Genomic DNA, 10,931 nt, shown 5'->3' on the forward strand with positions numbered 1-10,931 from the left:
CCGCTCACTCCCGCTTGGCGACGGTCACGGCGGCCGGCCTCAGCTGCCGCTCGGCCTCGCCGTAGCCGGGGCGCAGCACCTGCGCCACGGTGTTCGGTTCGGCGCCGGGGTCCTGGACCACGCCGACGACCTCGTGCCGGGAGGGGTCGAACGGGACGCCTGTCTCGGCGTGACGCTCGTAACCAAGGCGTTCAAGGATGGACACGGCCTGGTCGCGCACGGCGCGAACCCCCTCGACGATCGCCCCGGGGTCGGAGCCCGCGTGGTTCAGGGCCAGTTCGAGGTTGTCGATGACGGGAAGGAAGGCCGCGGCCGTGCGGGCGCGTTCGACCGCGCGCTCCCGGTCCAGTTCCCTGGCGTGTCGCTTGCGCAGGTTGTCCAGGTCCGCGAGAGCACGCCGCCAGCGGTCCTCGACCTCTTTCAGCGCGGCCGCGTACTCGTCCTCGACCCCGGTCGGACCGGTGGCCGCATCGGGTCCCGGTTCGGCCTCCGCGGTCGGCGGCGCGGGCTCGGGCAGGTGTCCCTGCGGCGGTTGTGCGGCGCCTTCGGGCGGTAGGTCGGACGATCGGTCCTGGGGAGGGATCGGCATGGCGGGTACCTCAGCCCTTGTCGAACTCGGCGTCGATCACGTCTTCGTCGGTGCCGGCCCCGCCCTGCCCGGAGCCGTCCGGCCCGGTGGTGTCCGACGGACCACTCGCCGCCGCCGCTTCGGCCTGGTGGGCGGCGAGCCCGGCGTAGACCTGCTGGAGTTCGGAGATCAGCGGCCTGGCCTTGTCCACTCCGGCCTCGTTCTTGACCGCGTCGCGGGCCTCTGCCACCAGCATCTCGGCACGGGCCTTTTCGTGCGCGGGCGCGGCGTCGCCCAGTTCGCTCAGGCGCTTTTCGACCTGGTAGGCGATCGCGTCGAGTTCGTTGCGGGCGTCGACGGCCTCGCGCAGTGCCTGGTCCTGGCCCTGGTTGCGCTCGGCCTCCTGGACCATGCGCTCGACCTCGCTCCGGTCGAGGTTGGAGCTCTCACTGATGGTGATGCCCTGTTCCTTGCCGGTGTCCTTGTCGCGCGCGCTGACGTTGAGGATGCCGTTGGCGTCGACGTCGAAAGTGACATCGATCTGGGGTTCGCCCCGCGGCGCCGGCCGGATGTCGGTGAGCTGGAACCGGCCGAGCGCCCGGTTGTCGGCGGCCCGCTCGCGCTCCCCCTGGAGGACCACCACATCGACGGCCGGCTGGTTGTCCTCGGCGGTGGAGAAGGTCTCGCTGCGGCGCACCGGGATGGTGGTGTTCCGCTCGACGATCTTCGTCATCACACCGCCCCGCGTCTCCACTCCCAGCGACAGAGGTGTGACGTCGAGCAGAAGAACGTCCTTCACCTCACCCTTGAGCACCCCGGCCTGGATAGCGGCGCCAAGAGCCACGACCTCATCGGGGTTGACGCTCATGTTGGGTTCCTTGCCGCCGGTCAGCCGACGCACGAGGGCCTGGACAGCGGGGATGCGGGTGGAACCGCCGACGAGGATGACCTCGTCGATGTCGTTCTCACCGACCTTGGCGTCGGCCATGGCCTGCTGGACCGGTCCCAGGCAGCGCTCCACCAGGTCGGCGGTGATCTGCTCGAACGTGGACCGCATGATCGAGTCGGTCAGGTGCTTGGGCCCGGAGGCGTCGGCGGTGATGAACGGCAGGTTGACCTGGGTCTGGGTGACGGAGCTGAGCTCGGTCTTGGCCTTCTCCGCCGCCTCGAAGAGGCGTTGCAGCGCCTGCGGGTCCTTGCGCAGGTCGATGCCGTTCTCCTTCTGGAAGTCGTCCGCGAGGTAGTCGACCAGACGCCTGTCGAAGTCGTCGCCGCCCAGATGACTGTCACCCGCTGTGGAACGGACCTCGACCACGCCGTCGCCGACGTCGAGGATGCTCACGTCGAAGGTGCCGCCGCCGAGGTCGAAGACCAGGACGGTCTCGTGCTGCTTCTTGTCCATGCCGTACGCGAGGGCGGCCGCCGTCGGCTCGTTGATGATCCGCAGCACTTCCAGTCCCGCGATCCGTCCGGCGTCACGGGTCGCGGTGCGCTGGGCGTCGTTGAAGTAGGCGGGCACCGTGATGACCGCCTCCGTGACCCGCTCCCCCAGCTGCTTGGAGGCGTCGTCGGCGAGTTTGCGCAGCACCAGGGCGCTGATCTCCTCAGGCGCGTAGAGCTTGTCACGCACCTTGAAGCGGGCCTCGCCGTTGTCTCCCGGGACGACGTCGTAGGCGACGGCCTTGGCCTCGTCGGAGACCTCGTCGAAGTGCCGGCCGATGAACCGCTTGGCCGAGTAGATGGTGCCCTTGGGATTGAGGATCGCCTGGCGGCGGGCCAACTGGCCCACCAGCCGCTCGCCTGTGTCGGTGAAGGCCACCACGGACGGTGTGGTCCGGTTGCCCTCGCTGTTGGGCACGACGGTCGGCTCGCCACCCTCCCACACGGCGATCACCGAGTTGGTGGTGCCCAGGTCGATGCCCACTGCCTTGGCCATGAGGAACTCCTTCCGCGGCGGTCGACGTCCGTCGGCGACCGTTCATCCTCCGGGCCCTGTCCGCCCGGCTTCGAAACTCGTTCAGCTGGGGGCGGGGTCGCTGCGCGGGCGGCCGCCCCTGGAGGAGGCGCTCTCCGTGTTCACGCCGGCCCCGCTGTCCAGCCCGGCGACCAGCCGGACGGCCTCATCGGCGACGTCCTCGTCCACCACGACGTCGTACCGGCTGGGCTCCATCGAGCGGACCGAGGCGAAGTTCCGGCGGCCGCCCTGGGCCGCGTGCAACAGCACGCCGAGCAGCGCACCGACGACCGCTCCGAAGATCAGCCCGTACAGGGCGAGGAGCAGACCGGAGACGACCGGATTCAGCCAGTTCAGCAGACCGAAGATCCAGCCGACGAGTACGCCGGGCAGCGCTCCGGTGGCTGCGCCGTGGAGGGCGGCCTCGCCGTACCCCATTCGACCGATCACCTGTTCGACCAGGCGCATGTCCCGACCGATGATCGCCACCTTCTGAACGGGAAAGCCCTGGTCGGCGAGGTGATCGACGGCACGTTCGGCTTCCTGGTACGTCGAGTACGAGGCAACGGCCCTGCGGGCCTGCTCGGTCATGGCCACTCCTTCCGCCGACGGACCGCCGAGCGGTCCCGACAGGCCCCAGAGTGGCTGTTCGCCCGGTCACCCCGCCTGCGCCCAGCGGGTCGAAAAGTGGCACCGGCGGTCGGTCTGCGAGGACAGGAGGCGGGACGACGATTCGGGTTCGCGGCGGGGTACCTCAGGGTTCGGCCCGGCACGAGGGAGAGGGGCTCGCGGATGTACTTCTTCGAAGCCCGGAGGAAATCGGATTGATTCCATGGTCGACCGTCCAACGCAAGGGCTTTCCCCCCGCTTCGACACCCAGGAGGCGGGCGGCACCCGGGACATCACCGTGCCTGCGGACGAGCAGCGGCACAGCCCCTTCGACGGCACGGACGAGCGCGAGAGCCTCGGGCTTGCCCTGCGCGGGCCGCTGCCCTCCGACCACACCGCGACGGCTGTCCTCCCGGGGCCATCTGCGCCTGGCGAGGCTGGTACGGCGCACCGCGGCGACCCTGTCCCCGGGCGTGGCGACGTTCGACGCGGCCGCGCGACGCTACGGACCGGGGGCCGTACGGCGGCGACCGCCACGGATGACCAGCCCGTGGGGTGGAGAGCGAGCCCACGGCCACCGTGCAACGCCTGCTCTCTCCGCGGCGACCAGGCGTTGGGGCTCAGCCGGGCATGGGGTGGTGCGCCCGGGCGAACTGCTCCACGACGGCGGCGCAGAAGGCGGGCAGGTCGGCCGGGCCGCGGCTGGTGACGAGCTGCCCGTCGACGACCACCTCCTGGTCGGCGACGACCTCCGCGCCGGCGTTGCGCAGATCGGTGCGGATGCTGGGCCAGGACGCCAGGCGGCGGCCGCGCACGGCGTCGGCTTCCGCCAGGGTCCACGGGCCGTGGCAGATCGATGCGACCGGTTTCCCGCTGGCCATGAAGTCCCTGACGAACTGCACCGCGTCGCGGTCCATGCGCAGTTGGTCGGGGTTCATGGTGCCGCCGGGCAGGAGCAGGGCGTGGTAGTCGTCGACGGAGGCGTCGGCGACCAGGCGGTCCACGGGGAAGGTTCCTGCCGCGTTGAGGTCGAACTGGCGGGCCTGGATCTCGCCGGGATGGAGCGAGACGATCTCGGTCTTCGCCCCAGCGCCCTGTAGCGCACCGCGCGGCTGGTCGAGTTCCACGCGCTCGACGCCGTCGGTGGCCAGAATCCCCACCCGCATCCCCCGCAGTTCCTGTGTCATGGCATGGCTCCCTTCACGATTCGACGGTTGTACGACGCGAGCGGCAGTGACACCCGGCAGGGCCCGTCCGGATCCCTTTTCCGGACCGGGGACTGCAAGGCGCGGCCGAGAGTGCCCCGAGCGTGTATGTGCGCGCGATCAGCCGGAGCTGCCGTCCGGGTGGAGGACGACCTCGGTCCAGCCGTCCTCGCGGGCGTCGAAGTACTGGTATCCGTCTGCCGCCTTGTTCAGTAGGAGTTCGTGGAACCAGGACAGCCTGGCCTTCCCCGCCCGAACACCCGGCCCCTCTGCGAAGTCGGGACGGGCTTCATACATGTGCCGAACTGAGCCGCAGATGTTCGTTGTGGCGATCTTCCCCAGGACATCCGTGTGCCTTTCGACACGCGCATCGAGGACTTCCTTCACCCTCTCGGCGCGCGATCCCTCCTCTGCCTCCCCGAAACGGCATTCCGAGTCACAGGCCGTTGCGTGGGAGGAAATCGGGCGTGATTTTCCCGGCCCAGGAGACCAGCCGCGCTGAGAGGGCAATCGCGAATCCTCGACCACTGCGGCGCGTCCCGGGCCTCGGTGAAGGCTCCCAGTCTCCACCTTCCGGCCCCCGCCCGGCATGTCCGTTCAGATCGGTGACATGCACCGGTGCGCGACTGCTACAGCAGCCGGTCGAACACCGCGGTCACGCCGTCCCAGTGGCTGGTCTGCGGGTTCTTGACATCCGGATACATGATTTTGAACGTCTCGGCGAGGGCGACGCTGAGACCGCCGATGATCTCGGGGTAGCGCTCTTCGGTCTCCTGGGTGGGTGTCCTGTCGAGGGGAGGGTGCGCGGCGAGCTGTTCCAGGATCGGCTTCAGTTCGACCTCCTCGTCGAGTCGCCGGAACCGGTGGATGCTCTCCTGGAGGCCCTTGGTGATCGGTAGGTCCCACGGTTCGACCATATCCCGGCCGTTGGCCTTGGCCGACGCCTGGCCGACGACCAGGAGGTCGTAGAGCTTGGCGTCCACGAAGTCGCCGTACCGCTTCAGGTCGTTCTTGTCCACGTCGAGGCCTGCGGCGGCGCGGAAGAACCTCTCGAACTTCGACACACCCATCACGGTCATGCCTCTCGCCTCCTCACCGGGAACCGGACGGCGTCGTTCGCTCCCGCCAGCGCCGCCATCGGCTGTTACCGGTCGAGATTCGCAGAGCCCGCCTGGTGAGCGCCTCCGCACCCCAGGCCGAAAAAGAACACCCCCTCCTACCCTGGCAGAGCAGCATGAAATGCGCAGACACGAGGTCATGCGCATCTCTCGGGTGCGGGTGAGAGCCGCGCCGGCCGTGCCCCCATGGTCCATCGACCTGGCAGTGTGGCTGATGGACATCGCCCGACAGCTCGCCACCGTCGAACGCTCTCGACGTCGAACGGGCCGAACGGGCCGGCCGGAAACGCGACGGCGGGAAAGCCGACCGCGCCCACAGGCACGGCGCCCTGACGCACATCCGGCAGACCGGCGCCGGTGTCCCCTTTGCCGTGGCGGAGGCCGTCTGCACTTGTGCTCGGAGGTCTATGGAGCCCTCCGCTTTTCCGCCCGCCGGGAGCAGGCAGGGTGTGGCCCACATCCGGAGCATGGAAATGGCCTCTGCTGAGGCGCATGCACCATGACGCGCATCAACCCGCCACACCCACACGCAACGCACCCTTCGGTGGCTGTCCCAGGTCCCACGCCAGGCACTTGCAAAGCTTCAGAAAAAGGACGGCTCATGGACTACAACACCTTCCTCGACACCATCACCCGGCGCGCCCCTGTCCCCCCGGAGAAGGCGGAGCCCCTCACCCGTGCCACCCTGGAAACCCTGGCCGAGCGGCTCACCAGGGGTGAGGCGGAGGACCTCGCGTCCGAACTGCCCAAGCCGCTGAAGGAACCGCTGGTCTCTCCCACTCCGGAGGCCGAGCCCTTCGGACTCGACGAGTTCATCAATCGGGTGAGCAGGCGAGCAGGGGTGAGTCCGGACGAGGCCCGCGAGGGCGTACGGGCGGAGTTGAGCACCCTGAGGGAAGCGGTCAGTGATGGCGAGTTCCGCCACGTACTGTCCCAGCTGCCCCGGGACTTCGAGTCTCTCGTCGGCGCCCCGGGCTAGAAGGAGCCATGACCGACGAGGTCGGCGCCATCATCGAGGAGACGGAACCGGCCGTACTCACGGCGGCCACCGTCACACTGGTCGAGGGGCGGACGTTCTGCGTCTTGGGCACCTCGGGCGACATGGGGGCCGAGGTGCCGCAGGGGCTGTTCTTCCGCGACGTGCGGGTCATCTCCGACTGGCAGATCCGGGTGGACGGCCACCGGCCGCACCACCTCACCGTGCTTTCCCAGGACGCCTACAGCACCACGCTCGTCTCCCTCGTCCCACCACACGGCGCGCAGGGCGAACTCCTGTTGGAACGTCGGCGCCACGTCGGCGAGGGGCTGTCTGAGGCCCTCCGGTTGCGCAACCTCAGCACACGTCCGATGCGGACCCGGACTCGGCATGAAATCGCCGGAGGATCGCATGACACAATCGACAGTTCCTTCAGCCGGCGCACCCGTGGACGTCGAAGGCGGGGCGCAGCGGCCGTTCTCCGAGCACGCGGCCATGGCCAGGGCGTATCCCGGCGGCAGGATGACCGTGGGCGCCATCACGCCCCTGGAGGGCTTCGACGGGCCCGTGCCGTCCCTGGCCGGGCACATCGAGCGGATCCAGCAGGCCGAGCGGGCCGGCTTCGCCTCGGTGTGGGTCCGTGACGTGCCGCTGCTGGACCCGAGCTTCGGGGACGCCGGGCAGGTCTTCGACCCGTGGGTGTACCTGGGGCAGCTCAGTGCCCGCACCACCTCGATCACACTGGGGACCGCCAGCATCGTCATGCCGCTGCGGCATCCATTGCACACCGCCAAGGCGGCCGCCTCGGTGGACCAACTGTCAGGCGGACGGCTCCTGCTCGGGGTGGCCACCGGTGACCGGCCCGTCGAGTTCCCGGCCTTCGGTCAGGACCTGGGCGGCCGGGCCGAGAGGTTCCGGCAGTCGCTGGAGTACTTCCGTGTCGTCCTCGAGCACCGTTTCCCGCACGTGGAGTCGCCGCTCGGCCGGATGCGCGGCACCGATCTGCTGCCCAAGCCGGTGTACCGGCGGATCCCCGTACTGATGACGGGACGCGGGAGGCAGGACGTCCGGTGGATCGCCGACAACACGGACGGCTGGCTGTACTACACCCCGCCGCTTCAGCAGCAGGCCGAGAACATCGAGCGGTGGCGGGAGCTGACCCGGGGCGATGGCGGTGGGTTCAAGCCGTACGCGCAGGCCACCTATCTGGATCTGACCGCGGACCCGCTGGCCCTGCCCCGGCGCATCCACCAGGGCTTCTCGGTGGGCCGGGTGTCGTTCCTGGCGATGATGCGGGCCTGGCAGGGCATCGGCATCGACCAGCTGATGATCAACTTCAAGCACAGCCGCCGTCCGGTCGCCGAAGTGATTGACGAACTGGCCGAACACGTGCTGCCGCACTTCCCACCCGGGCGCTCCGGGGCGCGCGGCGAGCACCGGCGGCCCGTGGAGCGGACCGGGCCCTGAGGAAGCACGGCCCCGGCGCCGCCTGTGTGACAGGGCCGGGCTCAGTCCCGGACGGCCCCGGACGGCCGCTCCTGCGCGTAGTCGCACGTGCCCTCCGCCCGGAACTGCAGGGCCGCCCTGGTCACCTCCGCGCCGAGGCCGCGCAATTGGTCCGCGACCGCCTGGTCGGTGAGGCGTCCGTCGCCGTCGAAGACCCGGGAGGACCGCGGGACCGCGAACACCAGCGGCACCGCCCAGCCGCGCAGCGACCGCACGATGAACTCCATCGCATTGATCGCCTGCAGGCCCTGCACTCCACCGGCGGTCGTCAGCATCCCCACGGGTTTGTTGCTGAGGTAGGGCGGGTCCTGGTCGGCCAGGAGGGCGAGCCAGTCCACCGCGTTCTTGAAAGCGCCGCTGACCGACCCGTGGTATGTCGGGCTGCTCCACAGCAGGGCGTCGGCGGCCTGAACGGTGTCCGCAAGCCGGCGGGCGGACGCAGGGATCCCGTGCTCGGACGTGTAGAACGGAAGAGCCAGCCGCTTGAGGTCGATCACCAGGGTGCCGGCGCCCGCATCGGCCGCGCCCTCGACCGCCACACACAGTGCGGTGAGGCTGGTCGACGGGGTGCGCAGCGAACCTCCCATTCCGACGACGAGCGGGCGCGCCATCCTGTCAACTCCTTCAGAGCATCTCCAGGGGCGTGGGCCCGCTGGGTGGCGGGAACGCCTCGTCGAGGGCGTCGAGCGCCTCGGTAGGAAGGTGGAGGTCCACCGCGCCGCGGTTTTCCCGAACGTGGTCGGGTGATCCGGAACGCGGGATCGCGGCCACCCCCTGTTCCAGCACCCAGGCGAGTGCCACCTGGGCCGGCGTTGCTCCGAGGGCCCGGGCCACGGCATCCAGTGCCTCGACCTTCAGGACCCGCCCCTGCTCGATCGGGGAGTAGGCCATGACCGTCACCCCGGCCTCGCGGCACCAGGGGAGAAGATCCCACTCGATGCCGCGCCGGGAGAGGTTGTACAGCACCTGGTCGACGGCCGCGGCGTCGCCACCGGGGAGGGTGGTCAGCTCGGCCATGTCGGCGACGTCCAGATTGCTCACGCCCCAGTAACGGATCTTCTCCGCCTCCATCAGGTCGGTGAATCCAGCAAGGGTCTCCTCGAGTGGCCACCGTCCCCGCCAGTGCAGCAGGTACAGGTCCAGCCGTTCCGCACGGAGCCGCCGCAGGCTGCCCTCGCAGGCGGCGACGGTGCCCTTCCGGTCGGCGTGGCCGGGCAGCACCTTGCTGACGAGGAAGACCTCCTCCCGGCGTCCCCGGAGGGCCTCCCCGACGAGCTCCTCGGCTGCGCCGTCGCCGTACATCTCCGCCGTGTCGACGACGGTCATCCCCAGGTCCACGCCCAGCCGCAGTGCGGCGATCTCCTGTTCACGCCGGGCCGGGTCCTCGCCCAGGTACCAGGTGCCCTGCCCGAGCGCCGCGATCTCCTCACCGGAGGGGAGCGCTATCGTTCTGGCCGATTCCGCAGTCATCTCGGGCCTCCCGTCCGCCGCGGATCCGTGTCACGCGCACCCCGCACCGGGTGCCCAGGTCCGCGCCTCCCAGACAACCGGTGTCGGATGCGCCGCAGGGAGGTCAGGAGGGGCGAGCGGACTGCCTCGAGAGCGTGCCGGGACCGGGTGCGCGATCCCGCAACGCGACGACCACCGACACAATGGCGCCGCAGGAGAGGACCGCCGCGAAGCCGATCATCGCGGTCTGCACGGCGAAGTGCCGCAGGGCGATGCTGAACAGGACGGAGGGCAGGCCCATTCCGAGGTACGCGACGACGAAGAACACGGCGAGGACCCCCGCGCGTGAGGCGGGCTCGGCCACTGAAACGGCACGTTCGACGCCTCCCTTGAACAGCAGCCCGGAGCCGGCTCCCGACAGGGACACGGCGACCAGGTAGAGCCAGAGCGCCGGGTGGTAGAGGGCGACGGCGCACAGGACCAGGCCGACCGGAAAGACCACTGCCCCCACGGTCAGGAGCCGGGGCATTGTGAGGTGGCCCAGCACCAGCTGGGCGGCCGCCGCGGAACCGAACATGAGGAAGGCCGCCAGGCCGACCACGAGGTGCGAGTCGGTGTGCAGGGTGCCGTGGAGCACGCTCGCCCCGAGGGAGGAGATCAGGCCGAGGATCGCGAAGGCGAAGGCGCCCAGCGCGCCGGCCGCGCCGAACGCCCGCCGGCCGCCGGGGCGCAGGACGAACCTGCTGGGCGGTTGGGCCGCGGGCAACTCCAGGTCCACGGTCTCCGGGGTGCACAGCACCAGCGCCAGGCACACTGCCATGGCGAGCGTGAAGATCGCCTGGGCGGTGATCAGGGGCGCGGGAAGCCACTCGGCGGCGGCTCCGGCGACCAGGGGCCCTGAGGCCAGGCCACCGAGGTTGGCGGCGGTGGCCACGATGCCGGGCAGCACCGAACCCGTCCGTTCCGGACGGACCTCGTGGTACAGGTCGTGCAGGTACGTCGTCGCGGTCGAGGCCATCAGCCCCAGTCCGACACCGTTCAGGATCCTGCCCGCGATCAGCCCCGGCAGGTCCCGCCACACGATCAGTACGACCGACGCGACGACGCCGACCAGCAGCGCCGGGACGATGATGCGGCGCCGGCCGAGCCGGTCCGACAGGTGGCCCAGCCCCAGGAAGGCGGCCGCTGCGCCCACGACCATCGAGGCGTACGCCACCGTGACCGTGGTGGCGCCGAAGTGGTCCCGGGCCTCGTACAGCGGCCACAGCGGAGTCGGCGCGGTGCCGAAGGCCATCAGCACGGTGAAGGCCACCGCCACGAACCAGAAGCCGGTCGCGTGCGAGGCACGGCGCCGGGCGGGGGCGCGGGGCGGCAGGTCGGCGGGAGCGGGTGCTGGGATCCGGTGGGTCGGGTCGGCCGGAGCGGGTGCCGGAATCCGGTGGGTCGCGTCGGCCGGAGCGGGTGCCGGAATCCGGTGGGTCGCGTCGGCCGGAGCGGGTGCCGGAATCCGGTGGGTCGCGTCGGCCGGAGCGGGTGCCGGAATCCG

11 protein-coding genes and 1 pseudogene are annotated in these 10,931 nt (G+C 70.4%); 3 read left to right on the top strand and 9 right to left on the bottom strand.

What is annotated here, in order from left to right; genetic code table 11:
- Positions 1 to 4 precede the first annotated feature (4 nt).
- The 6 genes from AB0A61_RS15205 to AB0A61_RS15230 all read right to left on the bottom strand — a co-directional run bounded on the left by AB0A61_RS15205 (position 5) and on the right by AB0A61_RS15230 (position 5,415).
- Positions 5 to 589: a nucleotide exchange factor GrpE gene (locus AB0A61_RS15205; protein WP_361291725.1), complete on the bottom strand. Its 585-nt coding sequence runs from the start codon at positions 587 to 589 to the stop codon at positions 5 to 7.
- A gap of 10 nt (positions 590 to 599) precedes the next feature.
- Positions 600 to 2,504 (bottom strand): molecular chaperone DnaK, encoded by a 1,905-nt coding sequence (gene dnaK, locus AB0A61_RS15210; RefSeq protein ID WP_361291727.1) that lies wholly within the window; start codon positions 2,502 to 2,504, stop codon positions 600 to 602.
- An 81-nt stretch (positions 2,505 to 2,585) separates the two neighbouring features.
- A complete protein-coding gene (locus AB0A61_RS15215) occupies positions 2,586 to 3,113 on the bottom strand; it encodes a general stress protein (protein WP_361291729.1) in 528 nt (175 codons plus the stop codon).
- A 638-nt stretch (positions 3,114 to 3,751) separates the two neighbouring features.
- Complete coding sequence (locus tag AB0A61_RS15220; protein WP_361291731.1) at positions 3,752 to 4,318, bottom strand: type 1 glutamine amidotransferase domain-containing protein; 567 nt, start codon at positions 4,316 to 4,318, stop codon at positions 3,752 to 3,754.
- A 138-nt stretch (positions 4,319 to 4,456) separates the two neighbouring features.
- A complete protein-coding gene (locus AB0A61_RS15225; RefSeq protein ID WP_361291733.1) occupies positions 4,457 to 4,633 on the bottom strand; it encodes a hypothetical protein in 177 nt (58 codons plus the stop codon).
- Between the two features lie 332 nt (positions 4,634 to 4,965).
- Positions 4,966 to 5,415 (bottom strand): DUF1931 family protein, encoded by a 450-nt coding sequence (locus tag AB0A61_RS15230; RefSeq protein WP_361291735.1) that lies wholly within the window; start codon positions 5,413 to 5,415, stop codon positions 4,966 to 4,968.
- 640 nt (positions 5,416 to 6,055) lie between these two features.
- Between AB0A61_RS15230 and AB0A61_RS15235 the strand changes: the two genes are divergently transcribed.
- The 3 genes and pseudogenes from AB0A61_RS15235 (at position 6,056) to AB0A61_RS15245 (ending at position 7,897) form a co-directional block, all read left to right on the top strand.
- A complete protein-coding gene (locus tag AB0A61_RS15235; RefSeq protein ID WP_361291737.1) occupies positions 6,056 to 6,433 on the top strand; it encodes a DUF2267 domain-containing protein in 378 nt (125 codons plus the stop codon).
- An 8-nt stretch (positions 6,434 to 6,441) separates the two neighbouring features.
- Positions 6,442 to 6,819 (top strand): annotated as a pseudogene (locus AB0A61_RS15240) (glycogen debranching N-terminal domain-containing protein); the annotation flags it as partial.
- Positions 6,820 to 6,841: 22 nt separating this feature from the next.
- A complete protein-coding gene (locus AB0A61_RS15245) occupies positions 6,842 to 7,897 on the top strand; it encodes an LLM class oxidoreductase (protein WP_361291739.1) in 1,056 nt (351 codons plus the stop codon).
- 41 nt (positions 7,898 to 7,938) lie between these two features.
- On the opposite strand, the gene AB0A61_RS15250 is transcribed toward AB0A61_RS15245, so the two are convergent.
- The 3 genes from AB0A61_RS15250 to AB0A61_RS15260 all read right to left on the bottom strand — a co-directional run.
- Positions 7,939 to 8,547, bottom strand: coding sequence for an NAD(P)H-dependent oxidoreductase (locus AB0A61_RS15250; RefSeq protein ID WP_361291741.1), 609 nt, complete (start codon positions 8,545 to 8,547; stop codon positions 7,939 to 7,941).
- Positions 8,548 to 8,560: 13 nt separating this feature from the next.
- Positions 8,561 to 9,406: an aldo/keto reductase gene (locus tag AB0A61_RS15255; protein ID WP_361291743.1), complete on the bottom strand. Its 846-nt coding sequence runs from the start codon at positions 9,404 to 9,406 to the stop codon at positions 8,561 to 8,563.
- A 103-nt stretch (positions 9,407 to 9,509) separates the two neighbouring features.
- Positions 9,510 to 10,931: MFS transporter (locus AB0A61_RS15260; protein WP_361291745.1), on the bottom strand; the 1,422-nt coding region annotated here is incomplete at its 5' end.

It is taken from the genome of Streptomyces sp. NPDC046197, assembly GCF_040646295.1.
Classification (GTDB): Bacteria; Actinomycetota; Actinomycetes; order Streptomycetales; family Streptomycetaceae; genus Streptomyces.

Coding starts and splice junctions, on each gene's coding strand:
- AB0A61_RS15205 (WP_361291725.1), bottom strand. CDS start 589: ATGCCGATCCCTCCCCAGGACCGATCGTCCGACCTACCGCCCGAAGGC.
- AB0A61_RS15215 (WP_361291729.1), bottom strand. CDS start 3,113: ATGACCGAGCAGGCCCGCAGGGCCGTTGCCTCGTACTCGACGTACCAG.
- AB0A61_RS15245 (WP_361291739.1), top strand. CDS start 6,842: ATGACACAATCGACAGTTCCTTCAGCCGGCGCACCCGTGGACGTCGAA.
- AB0A61_RS15220 (WP_361291731.1), bottom strand. CDS start 4,318: ATGACACAGGAACTGCGGGGGATGCGGGTGGGGATTCTGGCCACCGAC.
- AB0A61_RS15235 (WP_361291737.1), top strand. CDS start 6,056: ATGGACTACAACACCTTCCTCGACACCATCACCCGGCGCGCCCCTGTC.
- AB0A61_RS15225 (WP_361291733.1), bottom strand. CDS start 4,633: ATGTATGAAGCCCGTCCCGACTTCGCAGAGGGGCCGGGTGTTCGGGCG.
- AB0A61_RS15230 (WP_361291735.1), bottom strand. CDS start 5,415: ATGACCGTGATGGGTGTGTCGAAGTTCGAGAGGTTCTTCCGCGCCGCC.
- AB0A61_RS15255 (WP_361291743.1), bottom strand. CDS start 9,406: ATGACTGCGGAATCGGCCAGAACGATAGCGCTCCCCTCCGGTGAGGAG.
- AB0A61_RS15250 (WP_361291741.1), bottom strand. CDS start 8,547: ATGGCGCGCCCGCTCGTCGTCGGAATGGGAGGTTCGCTGCGCACCCCG.
- dnaK (WP_361291727.1), bottom strand. CDS start 2,504: ATGGCCAAGGCAGTGGGCATCGACCTGGGCACCACCAACTCGGTGATC.